This window comes from Clostridium chromiireducens (genome assembly GCF_002029255.1).
GTDB lineage: Bacteria > Bacillota > Clostridia > Clostridiales > Clostridiaceae > Clostridium > Clostridium chromiireducens.
Genome location: NZ_MZGT01000040.1, coordinates 1 through 21,607, shown reverse-complemented (window position 1 = coordinate 21,607; position 21,607 = coordinate 1). Strand labels below are relative to the sequence as shown.

The following is a 21,607-nucleotide window of genomic DNA, read 5'->3' as shown; positions in this document are numbered from 1 at the left end:
AAAATAGAATTTCTATATCTATTTTCAAACAGCTGATTATAGGCTATTCATTAAATTTATTTTTATCCTTTTCTATAGGAATACGCATTATGGCAACAGTTTTCTCATTTAATATACTTATAAATTTCAAATCACAGTTTTCACCATAAGTAAGTTTTATTCTATCATACACGTTTTTTACTCCATATCCTTTTGTTTTAGTAGTTAAAATTTTTTCACACATTTCTGGCTCCATTCCTACTCCATTATCTTCTACCTCAAATATAATATCTTTTTCTATTTGCTTTGCAGATATTCTCAGCATTCCTCTGTTATTCCTTTTTTCATCGATACCATGTAATATTGCATTTTCAACTAGTGGCTGCAACAATAAGTTAATCGTATAATATTCTTTGACTTTATCATCAATATCAAAATTCACATCAAAATTATAATTGTGCATCATAACTTGAATTTTAATATATGCCTCTGTGTTATTTAATTCATTTTCTACTGATATCACACTGCTGCCTTTATTTAATGATGTCCTATAAAATGTTGATAGTAATTGAGCCATTTCACTAATCTCATCTTCTCCTGATCTAATTGCCTTCCAATTAATTAGAGAGAGACTATTATAAAGAAAATGTGGATTTATTTGAGCCTGTAATGCTTTCATCTCATATTTTCTTCTAGCTATTTCACTTTTATAAACTTCTTGTATCAAAGTCTTTATTTTTACAATAAGCCTGTGAAAACTATTAATTAAAATACCAATTTCATCTTCTGAATCACTCTTTACCGTAACATCTAAATGTTCCATATCCATTTCTTTCATATTTTTAGTTAATCTTTCAATGCGATTTACTATTATATATGAAAGCCAGTACCCTACCACTAAAATTAGTAAAAAACAGATTCCCACTATTAAATAAACAGTATAAATAATATTTTTCGATGACTCTACAATTAAATTTATAGGTTTATAAAGATACACTGTCCATCCTAGATTATTTATATCACTTTTTATTAAAACATAATTTCTATTATTATAAGTTACACTATCTTTTTTGCCTTTATTTAATTCAGTACTTGGCAAGAAGTAATCATTTTCACCATCATAATTTTTATTTTCAAATATAACTTCGCCATTTTTATCTAAAACATACACTCCACAATTGGAACTTGATATATTATATAATGATTTAAAAAAACTCTCAGAATTTATTTTTACATAGAGAATATTTTGTATATTATTATAATTTTTATTTATAAATTGAACTGCTAAAAAAATATCCTTTTTATCACTAACAAACCAATGAGGTTGATATTTACCTGATACTTCTTGATACCAACCAGTGTCTTTAATATTATCCATAGGAATTATATAATCTGAATGTTTCACTATATTATTAGTAGTATAAATCGTTAATTGCTGTACCTCATTATGCAATGCCTTAAGCATATCAATATAAGGATCTAACATATTATGAAATTTATAATACATTTCGTAATAACTCTTATAATCATAATTAACCACTTCTAAAACCATAGGATTAAATGTAGTGTAATTTGCCAAGTTATTATAAACATTGGCCGAATTTTCGATTTCTGCAACTGATTCTGAAAAAGATTTTTTTAAGTTCTCTTTTTCTTGATTTAATAATAAGTATCTTGTTTGTTCATAACAAAATAATCCTAAAATAGTAATAGGGATAATACTAACTAGAAAATAAGTCAAAATTATTTTATGCCGAAATTTTAAATTCAGAAAAAACTTTTTTAATCTATTCACTAGCATCATCCCTTTGTCTATATTTTTCTGGTGTTAATCCATAGAACTCTTTAAAACTTTGACAAAAATAGGATGTATTACTATATCCCACAAGATTACCAATCTCTTTTATTTTAATATTTGTATCTTCTAGCATTTCTTTTGCTTTCTCCATACGATAGTTTTTTATAAAGCCATTAATACCCATACTTGTTTCCTTCTTAAATATACTGCTTAAATAACTTGGTGTCATATATACGTGTTCTGCTAAAATATCAAGTGATAAATCGTCTCCATAGTTTTTGTAAATATATGATTTTACCAATTCTATCTCATGTCTATTATTTAAAGATTCTTTAGAAAACCGCTTCTCCATACTATTTATAATATTATTTAATATATCACTAATCTCCTGTATCGTTTTGCAAAAATAAATTTTATCTATTTTCTCATTTAAATCCATTTCGCCTACCTTTTGCATTTCTTGATGTATATTCCGATAAATACTTGAGAGGATAAACTTTACATATATTTGAGAAAAAGCATTCTTTGCCGAAAATTTTTTTATTAGAACATTGACATGGGTTCTTAGGCCATAGAAATCCTTAACTTTTATATCATATTCAATATTTTTAAGCATAGTATTATCAAACTTTTCGTCTGTAGATTCTAATGATATCTCAAAATCTTTAGAAAAAATACAATTATTAGATATAAAAAAACGTTGTTCCATAATGTGTTCCATATTGTAGTATTCTTCCGAAATCAAATAAGGTGACGTTAATAAATTACTAATAGCAAAATAACAATCTACTTCATATTCTTCTAATATTCTATTATGTATTTTTATGCAAATTTTTTTTAATATGGACTCGTCTACAGAATCAAATAAAAAAAATATACTTTGTTGCGGATTTAAATTTAGATAGTCAGCTTTAATTTCTAAATTATTTTGAATTTCCTTTATAAATCCCTGATGATTATGAAAAAAATCATTATCAAACTCCATCAAAATCATCCTCTTATACTTATTTATAAAATCTGTATAGGCATCCAAAGAAAATCTTTCTCTAAGATTTTCTATTGATGTTCCACTTATTATCTTTAGTAGAACATGCTCTTTTTCAGTGAAACTTCTTATTTCTCTTTTTTGTTTTTCTTTCCTTTCCCATACCACTTCTTCAATAACGTTTTCTATTGTCTTTTTAAATTCCAGCTGATTTATTGGTTTTAAGATATAATTACTTACTCCAAGGCCTATTGCCTTCTTCGCATATTCAAATTCACCAAATCCACTAAAAATTATTATTTTTAAATTCGGATGTATTAATTTAGCACTTTTTGACAATTCTAATCCATCCATAAATGGCATTTTTACATCCGTAAATAAAATATCAACTGAATTTTCTTTTAAATACTTTAAGGCTTCTTCCCCATCACTACACTCTTTTATATCAAAATCAAAAGAAAATTTATTAATTAAAAATATAATGCCATCTCTTTCAATAAATTCATCATCAACAATTAAGATTTTAAGCATAAATTTTTCCTCCTATATCTTCCTTTAAATTTTAATAAACTATTATCGTGTAGATCATAAATACATATTATATAAGATTCAGTTAGTAATTAACATTACATTAGCTTTAATTACTAACTGAATCTTATATAATAATAATAAAACTTTACGTAATCGTTTAACATATGTTATTAATTTAGCACATATTTTTTTCTTTGTCCATATCACAATTCAAAGTAATAAAACGTCACTGTATATTTAAAGTATCTATACTGTTATTTGTGTAGCTCTAGTTTAAAACTATTAATTCACCTATGCTTCGTTGGGACTTAAATAATATACATCTATATTTTACTTTTGACTTACAGTTGTTTACCCTGGATTCGGGAAATAATCATAAAGTTTATTTTCTCCATAAGTTTCGTTATTATCTTCCCAAGTTAATCGTTTCCTTTATACTTTGAAATATATACCATACCAGAAAGAAATGATATTCTTTTGCGCAGCGTTGCATTTAAAAAATAATTGTAGGAATTTCTTCATTAAAAGTTGTTCCATCCTTGCTTGTCCTGCGCTTTAGATCAGGAGCATGCAGGGATGGAACAACTTTTAATGTTAGAAATCCACAATTATTTTTTATAGCAACCGAGTAACAGAGCACCTTCTCTTTCGGCGAACTGTCACATAACTTTAAGTTTTAGTTTAGATATCTATATTAAACTAATACTCTAGACATGCTAACTAATGCTTTTACTGAAAACTGTCTATAAACCTCATCTACTTTGCTCCTAAATCCATAGAGTCCAAGTTTACTTTGTTCCTCTATATCCTCCCTTAATTTTTTAGAAAATATTGGATCAAGTTCTACTGTTCTAATTTCCTCTATTATCCCTGTTTTAGCATTAATAATATATATATTAAATAAGTATCCACTTACTTCTGAAATCTCTTTTAGTCCAACTACTTTTCTCGACATATTTACTGAATAAGGTATATCTATCCACTGATGATTTCCAAATCTAAACAACATTACGATTACGTTATCTTCTTTAAAATATCCGTATTTCAAATCATCTTTCATTATAGTTAGTCTCTCTTTTTCTGTAGGTTCTTCGGCATAAAGTAATAAATTGCATTCATTATCTCTTATATCAAATTTTACTCCTTCTGGATATCGTGACACCCCATCCTCAAATGGTTTTCCAATTTCAAATAGCCCCATATTCCCAACTCCTTTTCTGTTATTATTAAATTATACTATAAAATACTCTTAAAATAAAGTCGAATATTATACCAAAAACTTTTTGTTATTCATCATTTAAATTATGTTTACGCATTTTCCAGCACAACAAAAGTAGTAAATAATACATCTACTATTTACTACTTTTTAAAATCGTATTGAGTTCCAACTTTAGCCATGAAGTTATAATCTGGCTTGACATCCTACTCTATAAAGTTTAAAACATAATGAACATTCTTTAAATTAAGCCACTCTTCTTTACTTATATTTCCCATATTATGTACGCTATTTATTATATACCCCTTAATCCCAAACCATAGTACTTATTTCACCATTGATAAAATTGTAGTCATGCTTAGTGCCGCCTTAATATTAGTAATCTCCAAACTGTTACTGAACTATAATAAGCTTGTCCTGATCTAGAATATGCTTATCAATCCAATCTACAACGAATCCTAATAAATCTTTTACTGATTCATCTTGATTCTCATCTATTTCTGCTAAATTAATACTATTAATTTCATTTATGAAATTTTCATGTTCTACTTTATGAGAAAAGAATCTTTTATATCCAATGCTTAACATATATTCTTCTTCTGATTTAAAATGAAATACTGTATAATCTTTTAATTCAGAAAGAATTTCAATAATCTTATCATATTTATCCACATAAAAATCATTTCTAAGAAGCTCATATGCACTGTTAGCTATTTCAAATAATTTTTTATGCTGCTCGTCAATTAACGATACTCCAATTTCATAATCACTTTTCCATTTCACCATAAAAACACCCCACTATTTCTAATTTTGTATTATTATAGCACAAACTTAATGATTTTATAATATATTGGTTTGTCTATTAACATTTATCTAACATAAAATAAAACAATTATTGGATGTTACTGAAAAAGAGGAGCTATAATTGTACTCCTCTTTTTCAGTAAATATTTAATTTTTTAAATATTTAGGAGATTAATTAATAACAACTCTTATTGTTATTATGATGTTTATGACATTTTATACAGCATTTATTTTTCTTCATATAATTTTTAAGATCATTAACTGCTTTTTCGTAACCTTTTTTGCATCCCTCTTTAAATCCTTGGCTTCTTCCTTTTTCAAATCCATCTTTATACATGTCTTCGCATATCTTTTTACACCCGTGTTTTTTATCTTCGAAACATTCATCTATATTATTGATTTCATCTATACTTTCGAACTCATCTTCATCATAGCTTTCCTCTTTTTCAAAGCATTCGTCCTCTTCAAAAAGTTTAATATCACTAAAACACTCAAAATCTTCTAGATCAAATCCAATTTTGTTATCCATCTTTTTCTCTCCTTCGTAATTTGCATAATAAAATTGTGTTGAAAAAACACCTAATTTTATATTATGCTAAGTAATTTTTTTTGTTATAGATTATGATAAAAATAGATAAAGTTTTATAGTTAATGTATATTTTTTATAAACCAGGTCAATCATTAAATATGTAAACATAATAACCCGACCTAATAAATAGAGATAGTATTTAAACATTTTGTTAATACTATCTCTTTTGCTTTTTAAATATTTATATATTAAATTGATATTATTAAATCCAATATAATGAAAAATGAAAAATTTTTTTCATTTTTCTTATTATTAACTAGATAATATATTGAATTGGAACATTTTATATAATATAATTTAATTGTATTTAAGTATATTTCAAACCTATGCCGAAATCTTCCCTTAGAATTTCGGCATATAACCTTTTTTATTAATCTAGATAATAAGTATTAGTTGTAAACATATCTAGTACCTATTATCTTTTTCATTATGTAATGTATATTACCATTATAGCTTTAATAATATTAGGACTTGCATTCTTTTATAACAGAATGATTCATCAAATATTGTTTTTTCTTCATGCATGTATCAAAATTTAAATTTTAAATTAATCTTCTTGTCCAAATTGGTTGGACTAATCAACTTATACTATATAATATAATAGTATAGTATAACCTATCTTATATTAAGAAATCCACTTTGAAAAGACACTCTATAATTTCATTGTAAAGGATTAGGAAAACAGTATATATTATAATATATAATCAGGGAGGGAATATATTATGAAAAGAATAGAAGCAATAATAAGGCCTTCAAAGCTTGAAGATATTAAGGAAGCATTAAAAGATCACAATATAAACGGTATAACTATAAACCAAGTTATGGGATGTGGACAACAACGTGGATGGAAAGAATACCACAGAGGTACTGAGGTAATAACTAACGTATTGCCAAAAATAGAAGTTCAAATAGTAGTTGAAGATGATAGAGTTGAAGAAATTATTGAATTAATTATATCAATTGCTAGAACTGGTGAAGTCGGAGATGGAAAAATATTTGTTGTTGACATAGCAGAATGCGTGAGAATTAGAACTGGTGAACGCGGAAAAGATGCATTATAGAAATGCCTATTCTAAAAAAGTGGTAACTTACCGAAAGGAAGTAGACTCTGTTATTTCGGTTGCTATAGAATATGACTGTGGATTTCTACCAGTAAAAGTTGTACCCATTCCTGCATGCTCCTGATCTAAAGATCAGGACAAGCAAAAATGGAACAACTTTTACTGAAGAAATCCTACAGTCGTATTCTAAATGCAACACTACATAAAAGAGTCTACTTCCTTTCTAGTATAGTATATACTTTTGAGAATAAGTCAAATAATTAACAAAATTACTCATATACTTTTTCAAAATTAATATTGAATAGGGGTTTGATTTTTAATCAAGATCCCCCCATTTCAATTTCAATTCTAAATAATGGACTATGAGTTTTTTTAATCATCAACTAATCTGTACCCTACCCCGACTTCTGTATAAATATATTGTGGATCTGCAGGGTTTTTCTCTATTTTTCTTCTTAGGCTCGCCATAAAAACCCTAAGTGACTGAGTTTCATTCCCTATTGAAGCTCCCCAAATTTCGTTAATAATAAAATTATGAGTTAATACTTTTCCTGAATACTTACAAAGGAGTGCCATTATTTTATATTCTATGGGAGTTAAATGTTTATCTTCACTGTTTATAGTCACTTTTCTTTTATTAAAATCTACTGCTAAATCCTTAACTTTAAACACATCAATACTGCCTTTTTCATTTGTTACAGTCATGCTATGTCTTAAGGATACTCTAATTCTTGCTAATAATTCTCCTATTCCAAATGGCTTTGTTAAATAATCATCTGCACCTTTATCTAAAGCTTCAATTTTCTGTCTCTCATTTTCTCTTGCAGAAACAATTATTATAGGAACCTTTGACCATTCTCTTACTTTTGTAACAACTTCGATTCCATCAATATCTGGAAGTCCTAAATCCAATATTATTAAATCAGGATTATGTGACATTGAAAGAGCAATGGCTTCATTCCCTTTATCCGTTTCTATATAATTAAATCCTTGAACTTTTAAGGATGCTGTTATAAAATTTCTTATAGGTCTATCGTCTTCAACAACAAGGATATGCAGTTTATTATCCATCTACTTTTTCCTCCTTCGGAATATCAAATTTAAAAGTTGCTCCTCCTTCATCTTTGTTATAAGCAAAAATTGTTCCACCATGTGCTTCAACTATGGATTTGCAAATTGCAAGGCCTAAACCAACACCTCGTCTAGAATCTGAAACTATATTTCCGTTTGTAAAAAATCTATCAAATATATTTGGTAATATTTCTTCACTTATTCCCATACCATTATCACTTACCTCGAAGATAACACTCTCATCATTTTCATGAAACTTTACTTCTATTTCTGATTCTATGGGAGTAAATTTTATGGCATTATCAAGTAAATTTATTATGACCTGCTCAATTAGACTACCATCCATTGGAGCCATTATTACATTTTCAGAAACTGTTACTTTAATATTATGATCTTTAAATCGTTTTGAAGTCCTTTGAACCGCTTCATAAACTACTTCTTCTACAATCTCCATATTCTTTTTTATTTTCATCTTTCCTTCATCAAATCGTGTCATGCTAAGTAAGTTTTCAACTAATCTTATGAGCCACTCAGTATCATCGTAAACACCTTCAAGTAATTCGCTCCTAGTTTCTTCTGATATGAGATTTCCTGTTTCAATTATAGTGCTTACTGCTCCCTTAATTCCTGCAAGGGGGCTTCTTAAGTCATGAGAAATTGACCTTAAAAGATTACTCCTTAACCTTTCGCTTTCTACCTCTAATTTAGAATTCTTTTGGGTTTCTGCAAGGATTTCTCGGTCTAGAGCAATATAAATTTGGTTAGCAACTGTTTCAAATATAAATTTTTGTTCAGGTTTTAATTGACCATTAGTACATGAAATTCCTATTACGCCTAATATTCTTCCATTACTTTTTAGAGGCATATAATAACCTTTTGCTCCATAAAAGGTATTTGTTCCTGTCCCTGACTCTTTATCATTTAATAACGTCCAGTGTGCTACAGCTTCTTCATCCTTACTTAATAAAGCTCTGTCTTTCTCACCTTTAGTTGCAGTATAAATAAAAGGTGTAGATAATCTATTTTCTTGAACTAAATAGCAAATAATAGTTCTTTCAAGTAATCTTGATAAATATTTTATTCCTATCCCTACAACATCTGCAGTACCTGTTGCACTTAATAATTTTTTGCTTACCCTGTACAAAATTTGTGTTCTATTTTCTCTTAGCAACGAATTTTGCGCTTCTCTTTGAATTTTATTTGTAAGAGTACCAATGATAAATGTTACTATAAGCATAATAGGAAATGTTGCCAGATAGCTTTTATCATATACTTCAAGAGAATATCTTGGTTCTGTAAAAAGAAAATTAAATAGAAAAATGCTTATAATTGAACTAGTGAACCCTAAAAGGTATCCTCTTGTTTTCATATTAACTATAATAACACCGAGTATAAATATCATAATTATATTAGCTTCACTAAAACCTATATAATCAATTAATAGCGAAATCATTGTAGATAATAGCATTATTAAGCTGGATATTAATATCTCTCTTTTAGTCACATTGAATTTTATTTTATCCTTCTGTATTATCTTTTCTTTTCCCTTATAAAAAGTTGAATTTGGTATTACATACACATCTATATAAGAGTTTGATTCCATAAGTTTATCAACAATATCCCTAGCATAAAAATGAAATAAATTCTCAGGTTTCTTATGATTTTTACCTATAATAATTTTAGTTGCATTTCTAAATTTTGCATATTGAATTATCTGTTCAATAGTATTGTCACCATATGCTGTTACTACTTCTCCTCCTAATTGCTCCGCTAAACTAAAATGTGAATTAAGCCTTTCTCTATCTTCTTTACTCAAATTTTGAGATTTTGTTGTCTCAACATAAAGAGCTATCCATTTTGAATGATGAGCTTCAGCCATCCTTGTGGCTGTCCTTATGACTCTTGAAGATGAAGGTGATGGGGAAATACAGGCAAGCACTACATCTGATGTTGGCATTACAGTTATCTGTCCTTTTGATAATCTTACACTTTCCACCTCATAATTTACTCTATCAGCTGTTCTTCTTAATGCAATTTCCCTTAGGGCAAATAGATTATTTTTAGTAAAAAAGTTATTAAAAGCTTTTCTTGTCTGCTCCTTGCTATAAACTTTTCCCTCACTAAATCTATTAAGGAGTTCAGTCGGCTCAATATCAATTAATTCTACTTTATCAGCTTCATCAAAGACCTTATCCGGAATTGTTTCTCTTACAGCAATATGTGTTATACTTTCAACTATATCATTTAAGCTTTCAATATGCTGAACATTTAAAGTTGTATAAACATCTATTCCAGCCTCTAAAAGTTCCTCGATATCCTGCCATCTTTTTCTATGCCTTTCAGTACTAGCATTGGTATGAGCAAGTTCATCTACTAATATTATCTGTGGCTTTCTATCAAGAGCCTTATCTAAATCGAATTCTTTTAATATTATTCCCTTATAATTAATAATCTTAACGCCAATGTCTTCAATTCCACTTACTAAAGCCATAGTTTCTGGTCTAGTATGAGGTTCTATATAACCAATTACTATATCCTTGCCCATCTTTTTCATATCATGAGCTTCCATCAGCATTGAGTAACTCTTACCAACTCCAGCTGCATAACCAAAAAATATCTTCAATTTCCCTATCGAAGAATCCTCTTCATCTTTTTTTATTTGATTTAAAAGATAGTCTGGATTTGGCCTTTCATGAATATCTATTTAAATTCCTCCTTACTCTCATATAGTTGTGTCTTCTATTTTAGTAAAATTATATAGTAGTTAATACAAAAGAAGTATCTTTCCTAAACTGTATTAATCCATTTTTGAATAGATATCCTCTTCTTTCACGCTTGAATAATTATAAAACTCTATATTGCTTCCTTTAACTTTTCCTTTTAAACTTTTGGTTCTAAAATAATTCTGTTCATTATTTTCAAAAACTATTTCTATTTCATTATCTTCTATGCTATATTTTGCATAAGTATAAAATACATCCTTATAAAAATTATTTATAATTGTACAATTACCATTTGAGTTAAGTTCCAATATAGTATTATCGGAGGATCTATATCTTCCGATATATGGGTCGTTGCTACAACCTACTATAAAAATACTACTCATTATAAAAATTAAAAATACAGAAAGCATCTTTTTCATAGTAACTCCTCCAGTCCACATAATATAAAATGCACACAACTTCAATCTACTTTTTGTTTAAAATTGCAGCTACTTCAATATTAACTTTCATAATATTTACTCTTGTTTCTCCAAATACACCTAAAGTCCTGTCCTCAGTATATTTATCAACAATTTTGCGAAGATCAGCTTCACTTATTCTTGATGCCTTTGAAACTGCAGGTATTTGAATTGCTGCTGCTTCTGGACTTACGTCAGGATCAAGACCTGAACCCGAGCTTGTTAATAAATCAGTTGGAATATCTTCTTTTTTAACTCCAGGATGAGTATCTAAAAATTCATTAATATCTTTTTCAACTCTTTCTTTAAGTGCTTCATTAGAAGGTGCTAAATTTTGTGATCCTGAACCTACACCACTATATGCTGACTTACCATTTTCATCTTCTTTTGTATCAGCTTCTGTATAAGTGTTATAATTTACTGCAGAAACTCTGCCTCTAAAGAATCTAGGATCTGTAAAATTTTGACCTATAAGTTCTGATCCAACTTCTTTTCCATCAAAAACTACCATACTTCCGTTAGCTTGTTTATTAAAAATTAACTGACTTATTCCAGTCATTAAAAGAGGATATATAAGCCCACAAAGTATCATTAAAGTAATACTTACGAGAATAGATTTTTTAATTATTTTCATATAAAAATCTCCTTTTTGTTGAAATACATACGATTATTTATTTTAAAATACTTAATAACATATTTTTCTGAAATCTCAGAACTTCAAGAAACATTCATTTGAAAAGAAAGCCTGCGGCTTTCATTCTCAATTGTAAATTGCTGACTGTTAACTGACTAAATTAGCCTATATTAAGAATTCTAACTAGTGGAGTAATAACCATATCAATTATCTTTATTCCTATAAAAGGAACAAGTACTCCTCCGCCTCCAAAAATGAGCATATTTCTAAGTAACATCATTTCTGCTTTCATAGGTTTATATTTTACACCTTTCATTGCTATTGGAATAAGCAATGGTATTATTATTGCATTAAATATAAGCGCTGAGAGTATAGCACTATATGGTGTTGAAAGTCTCATTATATTCATTATTTGCATTTCAGGTATAGCTACAGTAAATATAGCGGGTATAATAGCAAAATACTTTGCTACATCATTAGCAATACTGAAAGTAGTTAAAGCCCCTCTTGTAATCAATAGTTGTTTTCCTATCTCAACTACTTCTAGGATTTTTGTTGGATCTGAATCTAAATCTACCATATTGGCTGCTTCTTTAGCTGCTGTAGTACCACTATTCATGGCAAGCCCTACATCTGCCTGTGCTAGAGCTGGTGCATCATTAGTTCCATCTCCAGTCATTGCTACAAGTTTACCTTGTTCTTGTTCTTTTTTAATAGCAGCAATTTTATCCTCTGGCTTGCATTCAGCTATAAATTCATCTACTCCAGCCTCTTTAGCAATAGTTGCAGCCGTCAACGGATTATCACCAGTACACATAACAGTTTTAATTCCTATTTCTCTAAGCCTTTGAAATCTTTCAACAAGACCTGGTTTTACAGTATCTTTAAGATATATAACTCCATATATTTTGTCATTTACACAAACTACAAGAGGTGTTCCTCCAAGTTTTGATACTCCATTAACAGCTTCATCTAAATCCTTCGGAATAGTTCCTCCCATTTCTTTTATTCTATTTCTTATAGAATCAGAAGCTCCCTTTCTTATAGCAGTGCCATCACGTAAATCTACTCCACTCATTCTTGTTTGAGCTGTAAATTCAATAAAATCTAAGCTTTTATACTCTTCTTCATTAACTGTTGCTTTGCTCTTTTTACCAAGATCAACTATAGATTTCCCTTCTGGTGTATCATCTTTTAATGAACACATTACAGAATAATTTATTAAATCTAACTTATCTGTTTTTCCAACAGATATAAAATCAGCTGCCAATCTATTACCAAATGTTATGGTTCCAGTTTTATCAAGAAGCATTGTATCTACATCACCACAAGCCTCTACAGCTTTTCCCGACATGGCTATGACATTAAATTTAGTGACTCTATCCATGCCTGCAATACCAATTGCTGATAATAGACCTCCAATTGTTGTAGGTATTAAACAAACAAGAAGTGCAATTAAAGTAGAAATATAGATTGAAACTCCTGAATAATGGGCCATTGGATAAAGGGCAACTATAACTATAAGAAATATTATTGTCAAGCTAACAAGTACAGTATTAAGCGCAATTTCATTTGGAGTCTTTTGCCTTGATGCTCCTTCTACAAGAGAAATCATTTTATCTAAAAATGATTCACCTGGTGTTGCTGTTATCTCAATCTTTAACCAGTCACTTACAACTTTTGTTCCTCCTGTAACTGATGCAAAATCTCCTCCACGTTCTTTCATAACAGGTGCTGATTCACCAGTTATTGCTGATTCATCTACAGAAGCTATTCCATCTATAACTTCACCATCATTAGGAATTATTTCTCCATTTTCAACTAAAACTACATCTCCTCTTTTTAATTCATTTGCATTTATGATTTTAGTAGTTCCATCAGGATTTAATAGTTTTGCTACAGTATCCTTACGCATTTTCTTTAAATTTTCAGCTTGAGCTTTTCCTCTCCCTTCAGCTACTGCTTCTGCAAAATTTGCAAAAAGTACTGTAATAAACAATATTACTGCTACAATGAAATTGTACACTCTTAAATTACTACCTTGATCGCCAAATAAACTAGGTAAAAATGTAAGTAATAAAGTTATGATAAAACCTACTTCAACTACAAACATAACTGGATTTTTTATCATATATTTAAGATTCATCTTTTTAAAAGATTCTATAATTGCTTCATTCAATATTTCCTTTGTAATAAATTTTGATTCTCTTTTTTTATCACTCATATTATTTTTTCTCCTTGCATTCTAATTTCATAATAATCAAGGTCTTATCAATTCCACAATGTTAAGTGCTCTGCTATTGGTCCAAGAGCTAAAGCTGGTAAAAATGTTAACGCTCCAATTATTAAAACAATAGCAATTAGAGTTAATGTAAACATTTTATTATCTGTTCTAAAAGTTCCTGTTGTCGTTGGAATTGTTCTTTTAGCTGCTAAAGAACCTGCTACTGAAAGAAGAATTATAATTGATAAGTATCTTCCGTAGAACATAACTATTCCTGTTGTAGTATTCCAAAATAACGTATTATCTGCCATTCCTTCAAATCCCGAACCATTATTTGCAGCAGATGATGTAAATTGATAAACGATTTGGCTTAAACCATGAAACCCTGGATTTGATATTCCGGCTAACCCTTGTGGAACCACTAAAGCTAAAGCTGAAAACATTAATATTAAAAATGGATGAATGATTATAGCTAAAGCTACTAGTTTAATTTCCTTCCCTTCAAGCTTCTTTGATAAAAATTCTGGAGTTCTTCCTACCATAAGTCCACATAGGAAAACCGTAAGAATTGCGTACATCATCATATTCATAAAGCCTACACCTTTTCCTCCAAATATAACATTAAGCATCATATTCATAAGAGCTACTGCACCACCAATAGGCGTTAATGAATCATGCATATTATTAACTGTTCCTGTTGTAAAGGCTGTAGTCACTGTGGTAAATAACGCCGATTGACCTATACCAAACCTAACCTCTTTTCCTTCCATATTACCCATAGCTTGGCTTAATCCTACATGAGCTAAAACCGGGTTACCTGCTTTTTCTGCAAAATAACATATTGGTAAAGCTATAATAAATATTCCTGCCATTGCACCAAATATTGCCCACCCTTGTTTTTTATTCTTTAACATTAAGCCAAAGGTATAAACTAATGCTCCTGGAAGCATCATCATAGATAATAATTCAATCAAATTTGATAACGGTGTAGGATTTTCAAAAGGATGAGCCGAATTCGCACCAAAGAAACCACCACCATTTGTTCCTACGTGTTTTATAGCTTCAAGAGCTGCTACAGGACCCATCGCTATATCCTGCATTTTCCCCTCTATTGTAGTAACTGTTTTAGTTCCTGATAGAGTTTGTGGTACACCTTGACTTACTAGAAGAATCCCTATAACTATAGAAAATGGTAATAAAACTCTTGTTGTAATTCTTATTATATCTACAAAAAAATTTCCCATTGTTCTTTTACCAATTATTCCTCTCATAAAAGCGAGAGCTGCTGCAAAACCTGTTGCTGCTGATGTAAACATCATAAAAATTATAACTATCATTTGACTAAGATGAGAAAGTCCAGATTCTCCACTGTAATCTTGAAGATTTGTGTTTGTCATAAAACTTATAATTGTATTAAATGATAAACTCTGCTCCATTCCATCTATTTTATTTGGATTTAAAAATAAAATCCCCTGAGCTCTAAGTATTACATATCCTATAAATACCATAACTGCATTAACTACAATAATTGAGAAAACATATTCTTTCCAATTCATTTCCTCATTTTTGTTTATCCTGCATATTTTATAAATAAAATTTTCTATTGGATTGAAAAGCTTGTCTCCAAATGTTTTTTCACCAGTACTAACATAATATAAATACTTTCCAAGTGGAACTACAATTATCATAAAAAGTAGTAAAGTTATTATTATTTGTAACCATTCCATAAACTATTCCTCCTGATTTACTTTCAATAATTAAAATTTTTCTGGATTAAATAGTGCATAGCCTAAATATCCAAAAAGTAAAATTATAATTGTAATTAGAATCCACATATATATCCCCTCACTTTTTTATTTATTGATTTGCCTTTCACACCAATTCGCAAATAATGTAACTGAACAAAAACCTAATATTAATATTACAAAAAAAACCACGTCTAACATTATTCCTCTCCCTCCATTATTTATTTTCTTAATTTGAATAATTTTCTTCATTCCTAGTAAAAGTAATACCGATTAATTCCAAAACAAAAAAATAAGGAGTATTATTCAAATAACTTTATATTTGAATAATACTCCTTATAATATAAAAATTGGGTTAAGATTATTTTTTTCATCATAAAGATTGTATAAAGATTTTATAGGACTATTTCTTCTTTTTTAATTTATCTTCTGCTTTTCTTATGTTTTCATCAACTCTAAATTCAACTATTCTGCTTATTAATTCATAAGGAAGCGACTTATCTATGGGAAATTGCACTGATCCTTTTGCCCCTTTATATTCGGATAATTCATCTTTAAATTCATTAATTCCACTAGGCGTAGGGTAAAACCCTATATGATTTTTATAAGCAGCAAAATGCACTAAGTTTCCATGCAGCACAAAAGTAGGCATTTGATAACTTATTTTTTCCGCCGCATCTGGTGCCGACTCTTTTATAACTTTTCTTAATGTTTCTAATATTTCCTGAATCTCAGGAGAAAACTGCAAAATATATTCATCGATTGTTTTATAAGTAACCTTATTTTCTTCCATCCTTTTCTCCTCTATTAACGAATTCATCTATTATCTTTCTTGCAAGAGTATATTTCTTTGGTATATTAGGAAAATTATCTATTGAAAACCAGTTTGCATCCATAATTTCTTTACCATCAACCTTTATTTCTCCCGATTCATATTCTGCAAAAAATCCTATCATTAGTGAATTTGGGAATGACCATGGAGAGCTATTAAAAAATTCAATATTCTTCACCTTTATTCCAACTTCCTCAAATACTTCTCTCTTCACAGTGCTTTTTAAATCTTCTCCTGCTTCAACAAATCCAGCAATTAAACTATACATATTATTTATAAAGCCACTGTTATGAGCCAGCAATATTTTATCTCCCTTTGTAACGGCAACAATTATTGCTGGGCAAATAACAGGATACATTACATGATTACAGTTTGGACACACTTTAGCGATTTCTTCTTCTTTATTTTTTGTTTCTGAGCCACATTTACCACAGAATTTATGAGTTCTATCCCAATTTAATATTTGATTTGCCCTTCCAGCTACTAAAAATAATTCTTCATCAATAAGAGGACCTACCTCTCTTAAAGATATCAATTCATAGCCATCCTTTAATTCAATTTGAGAAGATGCTTCTACACCAAAACACGATTGTCCTGACATTTCCCCTAAAAAGAATTCGCTTTCATATTTAACATTCAAATTCTTAAGTTCATCTAAAACTGGAATATTTATTACATCATTCTCTCTTTTAATTAATAAACTTCCCTTAAAAAATGTGAAGTAAAAATCACTAGCCTGACTTTTTTTAGATATATTCGATAATATTTTAAATTTATTGCTCATAATTTACTAAGTCCCTTCTCACTACATTATATTATGTTTAGTTCATCTATTCTTTAAAGGTTTTAAATTTATCTAAAAAACCATCTTTACACATTAATATATTGATTAACTTATCATTTCAAATCAATATTAATTTTAATTATAGCACTAATTCCAAATTTATGTGAATATTCTCACTCAGTATCAAGTGAAACTTGATTCAAGTGGGGGCTAATTCCCCATCTGAATCTTATAATAACGATGATATGGTCATAAGTGACGCTAATGCACTTCAAAATTAAGGGTATCTTATCTGCATTCTAAGCACAATTAAAAAGGAAAGAATGCATCATCTCCATCCTTTCCCTACCTCTCTGCGTTTTAATGAAATATGAAACCATAAAGTTATATATATCCAATTTAAATATTTGACTTATAATTAAAATAATTATTCATTCTTGTTAATTTTGAGTGTATCACTATACTAGAAATAATTAACATATTGTTTGCAGTGTTTCATTGGGATTTTGATGGTAGTGATTCTTGACTAGAAGTAGTTCCACAATGCTTGTTCAGCGCCTGTCGTTGAAGCAAGCATTGTGGGTACAACTTCTAGTCGTAGAATCATCCATTAAAATTCCTAGAAACCGAAACACAATATGTTATTTATTTCGGTAAGTTACACATAAGTCTAAGTTATAAGTTGCTTATCTTTCAAGCAATTCCTTAAAGACCTTATTATGTTCTATATCTTTGCTTAAAGCTTGAATAACCCTTACGATTTGTTCTCCCTTTATCTCTTCCTTATTACTCATAGCTATTCCAATAATATATGCCTTTATTATTCTGTAACTGTTAATCAGCACATTAACGCTTTTAACCAAACTTTCCCCCTTATTAAAAGGAATTAGATCTTTAAAAATTTGATTTACTAAATAATTTTCAAAAACATAAGAATAGCTTTCTAATTCTTTAAAATACTTAGGTGTATGATTTAAGAATTCACTCATATTATTTACTTTTGTCATACCATTTATATAGTCTTTAAGGCATTCTTTTAATCTCACGCTTCTTATATTTTCTACAAGAGCACTTTCTGCAATATCTGTATAGAACTTATTGTCCTCTTTGAATTTTAATCCCCTTAGCCTGCTGTAATCTGACTCTTCATCATTAAATTCTTCTAGCAATTCTTCTATAAGGTCAAACTCTGATGAAGCATGTGCCTCTTCAATTTGTTCATAAAAAGCTTTAAGTATATTTAGCCTTTCTTCAATAGAGAAGTTTCTTGACTGCATAATATTTATTGATATTACTCTTATATCCCAAAAGTATTGAAGAAGACTATCAGTTCCATCAAAAGCTGCACTATCTATTATTCTTCTTATTTCAGTATCCTTCTCTTCTAGTTCTTCTTCCCCTTCAATAAATTCCATTTTGTCCTTATTTAAAAATGCCATAGCGCATATTTCCGGACATGAAGGTAATCCGTTCTTTTCATAGACATCATCCACAATATTAAATACTCTAGGATAGCTCTTGCAAGTTATACAAAGCTCCTCTTCTCCAAATCCACCATGAATATCACAAAGCATATTACAATTTAAAAACGGACATCTACTCTTTTCTTTAAGTACCATAAATCCCTGGTTAAACGAATCATGTTCATCTTTATTTCCCACATATTTTCCGTCTAATAATTTGTTAAAATCCCCGGTACTATTTTTATATTTATTATAGGTATCTTCATCTATATTTATATCCCATCCAGCACAACAAGTATCCGTGCAGCTTGAGCTAATACATTTAAATTCTGCCATATATTTAGGCATAAAAATATTTACTTTCATAATTTGCTCCAATCTCTTCAATATAAACTACATTGTATCACTATTGTGACTGATAAACTACTTGTAAATTTGGATTTAAATCTTAGTAACATAATACCTTTATAAGTTATTCCTAGACTTATAACTTATAAAAAAGTATAAATTTTTCATTAAAACATAATCTAAATTTGGGCACTATGATTAGAATGACATATGGAGGATAGTCAAAATGAAAATAGTTAATAAGATAATGTTCATTATCATTATATTTGTCATTATTCCAAAACCAAATAATAATTGTACTAATCTATGCATTAGCTCAAATGCTGCTACTAGAAAATCAGTCAATGTAGGAGTATTAGTATCAGATATCACTGATCCATACATATCCCAAATCAAACAAGATTTAGAGAATATCCAAAAAGATAATGCAAATAAAGTTAATTTCACTTTTTTTGATGCAAAAGGAAATCAAGCTACACAAAATGAGACTTTAGATACCTTACTCAAAAATAATATTGATCTTTTCTTGGTAAATTTAGTTGATACAAATACACATACAATTGATAATTACATTGATAGTGTTAAACAAAAAGGTATTCCATTAATTCTATTTAATTCCGAACCGCTAACCAAAACAAACCAAATGATTGGATATAAAAAATTTGCTATTATAACAACCAATCCTAAAGAAGCAGGTAATTTACAAGGGAAGCTTATTTCAGATATATGGAATAAATATAAATCAACTATAGATAAAAATGGAGATGACACAATGCAATATGTAATGTTACAAGGTGAACTTGATAATATAGGCGCAATTGAACGAACAAATTCTTCTATTTCAACAATCAAAAATGAAGGAATAAAAACTCAACAGCTTGCATTACAAATTTGTAACTGGAACCAAGAATTAGCTAAAAATGCTGTTGAATCACTTCTTCTTAAATTGGGTAATAGAATAGAATTAATAATTTCAAATAATGATGCAATGGCAATAGGTGCTTTAGAAGCACTTCAAAAGCACGGATATAATATGGTAGATAAGTCTAAATATATTCCGATTTTTGGAGTGGACGGAATACCATCTGCCCAAGATTTAATAATAAAAGGTTTTATGACAGGTACTGTTGTCGAAGATCCTAATGACACAGCTGTAGCACTTTATACAGTAGGTATGAATTTGGTTAATAATAAATCCCCTCTAGAAGATACACCTTATAAATTTGATGAAACAGGATTTATCATTAGAATTCCTTATCGCGGAACTTTTCCAAAAAGTTGATTTTAGTATTTCACTCACCACAAAATTGTGGTAAGTGAAAACTTGCTTGATTCTAATTTTTTAGTCCTTCGGAATAACAAAGTCTACTCACTTTTGGTAAGTTATGTAATAAATTAAGTATATATATTATTTATAATATTTTGGTGCAACTTTTATTGTTTTGAAGAATTCATCGTCATGAGCAAAGAATACTTTTGCATCATACTTCTTTTCTAATGATCTCACTTTATTAATCGATTTAAAGAATGAGAGACTGTCATAAAGCAATCCAGATGGTTTTGCTGGCGGCCCATATATTTCCGAGGTATACACACAATCTTGTGGAAAGATAAGAGTACCTTCATTTTCCAAGTGAACTACCAATCCTAATAGTCCTGGTGTATGACCTGGGAGATTTATAATCTCTACCCCTTTGGCAAATTCAAAATCATCTTCAACTAAATGATATTGTTTTACTGAAACATCTAAATCTGCTTTTATGTATCCTCCATGAGTCAATGGATCTGCATTTAATCTAACCTGTGTCTGAGCCTGCATGAAATCAGCTTTTGAAACATACACATCAGCATGCCTAAACATATCTAAATTTCCTGCATGGTCTAAGTGCATATGAGAAATAATAACTTTCTTTATATCCTCTGGTTTTGTGTCACATAAGGCTAATTGATTCTCTAGCCTCTGTTCCTTTGTTTGATATAACGGATAAACTTCTTGAAGATTTTTAGGCCAATATCCATTCATAGCCTCTGGATTGCTTCCTAAATCATATAATATTTTCCCATCAGGATGATCTATCAAAACAGCCATTACAGGCAGCTTAATCCATTCATTTTTTACGTGCGGGTTACTATAAGTCCCCATAGTTGCCCCACCAACCACATTATTTTTATCCGTTTCCAAATATCCTGTATCTAAAATATACACTTTCATATAATTCTCCTCCTAAATCATAGGTTAGTGTAAAGTATTTACACTACTCTTTTAAATTTTTTCTTTATATATCAAGGGTTCGAGCGTTTTTTTGTACAAAAAAACAATGCCCCCCCTAATTTCATGTTATAATCGAGTTCCGCAACACCA

Annotated in this window: 18 protein-coding genes; 2 read left to right on the top strand and 16 right to left on the bottom strand. The window is 29.2% G+C overall.

The window, feature by feature from the left end; translation table 11 throughout:
* Positions 1 to 43 precede the first annotated feature (43 nt).
* From CLCHR_RS14740 to CLCHR_RS14720, 5 genes are all read right to left on the bottom strand, one after another.
* Entirely contained in the window at positions 44 to 1,780 is a 1,737-nt protein-coding gene (locus CLCHR_RS14740) for a sensor histidine kinase (protein WP_242966088.1), read from the bottom strand.
* Complete coding sequence (locus tag CLCHR_RS14735) at positions 1,767 to 3,293, bottom strand: response regulator transcription factor (RefSeq protein ID WP_079440600.1); 1,527 nt, start codon at positions 3,291 to 3,293, stop codon at positions 1,767 to 1,769. Before CLCHR_RS14735 ends, CLCHR_RS14740 begins: the two co-directional genes overlap by 14 nt.
* A 694-nt stretch (positions 3,294 to 3,987) precedes the next feature.
* On the bottom strand, positions 3,988 to 4,494 hold the full coding sequence (locus tag CLCHR_RS14730) for a hypothetical protein (RefSeq protein ID WP_079440599.1): 507 nt from the start codon (positions 4,492 to 4,494) through the stop codon (positions 3,988 to 3,990).
* A gap of 408 nt (positions 4,495 to 4,902) precedes the next feature.
* On the bottom strand, positions 4,903 to 5,295 hold the full coding sequence (locus CLCHR_RS14725) for a bacteriohemerythrin (RefSeq protein WP_079440598.1): 393 nt from the start codon (positions 5,293 to 5,295) through the stop codon (positions 4,903 to 4,905).
* 193 nt (positions 5,296 to 5,488) lie between these two features.
* On the bottom strand, positions 5,489 to 5,842 hold the full coding sequence (locus CLCHR_RS14720) for a hypothetical protein (RefSeq protein ID WP_079440597.1): 354 nt from the start codon (positions 5,840 to 5,842) through the stop codon (positions 5,489 to 5,491).
* A gap of 782 nt (positions 5,843 to 6,624) precedes the next feature.
* Here CLCHR_RS14720 and CLCHR_RS14715 point away from each other — a divergent pair.
* Positions 6,625 to 6,963 carry a P-II family nitrogen regulator gene (locus tag CLCHR_RS14715; RefSeq protein WP_079440596.1) on the top strand — a complete coding sequence of 113 codons (339 nt, stop codon included), beginning with the start codon at positions 6,625 to 6,627 and terminating at the stop codon, positions 6,961 to 6,963.
* 372 nt (positions 6,964 to 7,335) lie between these two features.
* Here the strand turns inward: CLCHR_RS14715 and CLCHR_RS14710 are convergent, their stop codons facing one another.
* The 10 genes from CLCHR_RS14710 to fliB all read right to left on the bottom strand — a co-directional run bounded on the left by CLCHR_RS14710 (position 7,336) and on the right by fliB (position 19,263).
* Entirely contained in the window at positions 7,336 to 8,034 is a 699-nt protein-coding gene (locus CLCHR_RS14710) for a response regulator (protein ID WP_079440595.1), read from the bottom strand.
* Positions 8,027 to 10,738, bottom strand: a complete 2,712-nt coding sequence (locus CLCHR_RS14705) for a sensor histidine kinase (RefSeq protein ID WP_079440594.1) — start codon at positions 10,736 to 10,738, stop codon at positions 8,027 to 8,029. Before CLCHR_RS14705 ends, CLCHR_RS14710 begins: the two co-directional genes overlap by 8 nt.
* Before the next feature lie 93 nt (positions 10,739 to 10,831).
* On the bottom strand, positions 10,832 to 11,176 hold the full coding sequence (locus tag CLCHR_RS14700) for a hypothetical protein (RefSeq protein ID WP_079440593.1): 345 nt from the start codon (positions 11,174 to 11,176) through the stop codon (positions 10,832 to 10,834).
* Positions 11,177 to 11,222: 46 nt separating this feature from the next.
* Positions 11,223 to 11,849 (bottom strand): K(+)-transporting ATPase subunit C, encoded by a 627-nt coding sequence (locus tag CLCHR_RS14695; protein WP_079440592.1) that lies wholly within the window; start codon positions 11,847 to 11,849, stop codon positions 11,223 to 11,225.
* A gap of 160 nt (positions 11,850 to 12,009) precedes the next feature.
* Positions 12,010 to 14,073 (bottom strand): potassium-transporting ATPase subunit KdpB, encoded by a 2,064-nt coding sequence (gene kdpB, locus CLCHR_RS14690; RefSeq protein WP_079440591.1) that lies wholly within the window; start codon positions 14,071 to 14,073, stop codon positions 12,010 to 12,012.
* Positions 14,074 to 14,120: 47 nt separating this feature from the next.
* Positions 14,121 to 15,800, bottom strand: a complete 1,680-nt coding sequence (kdpA, locus tag CLCHR_RS14685; protein WP_079440590.1) for a potassium-transporting ATPase subunit KdpA — start codon at positions 15,798 to 15,800, stop codon at positions 14,121 to 14,123.
* Between the two features lie 30 nt (positions 15,801 to 15,830).
* Positions 15,831 to 15,908 (bottom strand): K(+)-transporting ATPase subunit F, encoded by a 78-nt coding sequence (gene kdpF / locus CLCHR_RS25670; protein ID WP_079440616.1) that lies wholly within the window; start codon positions 15,906 to 15,908, stop codon positions 15,831 to 15,833.
* Between the two features lie 313 nt (positions 15,909 to 16,221).
* Positions 16,222 to 16,611 (bottom strand): iron chaperone, encoded by a 390-nt coding sequence (locus CLCHR_RS14675; protein WP_079440589.1) that lies wholly within the window; start codon positions 16,609 to 16,611, stop codon positions 16,222 to 16,224.
* Positions 16,598 to 17,434, bottom strand: a complete 837-nt coding sequence (nudC, locus tag CLCHR_RS14670) for an NAD(+) diphosphatase (RefSeq protein ID WP_079440588.1) — start codon at positions 17,432 to 17,434, stop codon at positions 16,598 to 16,600. Before nudC ends, CLCHR_RS14675 begins: the two co-directional genes overlap by 14 nt.
* 686 nt (positions 17,435 to 18,120) lie before the next feature.
* Positions 18,121 to 19,263: a flagellin lysine-N-methylase gene (gene fliB, locus CLCHR_RS14665; RefSeq protein WP_079440587.1), complete on the bottom strand. Its 1,143-nt coding sequence runs from the start codon at positions 19,261 to 19,263 to the stop codon at positions 18,121 to 18,123.
* 208 nt (positions 19,264 to 19,471) lie between these two features.
* Between fliB and CLCHR_RS14660 the strand changes: the two genes are divergently transcribed.
* Positions 19,472 to 20,527, top strand: coding sequence for a galactose ABC transporter substrate-binding protein (locus CLCHR_RS14660; protein ID WP_079440586.1), 1,056 nt, complete (start codon positions 19,472 to 19,474; stop codon positions 20,525 to 20,527).
* Between the two features lie 126 nt (positions 20,528 to 20,653).
* On the opposite strand, the gene CLCHR_RS14655 is transcribed toward CLCHR_RS14660, so the two are convergent.
* Positions 20,654 to 21,457, bottom strand: a complete 804-nt coding sequence (locus CLCHR_RS14655; RefSeq protein ID WP_079440585.1) for an N-acyl homoserine lactonase family protein — start codon at positions 21,455 to 21,457, stop codon at positions 20,654 to 20,656.
* Positions 21,458 to 21,607 lie beyond the last annotated feature (150 nt).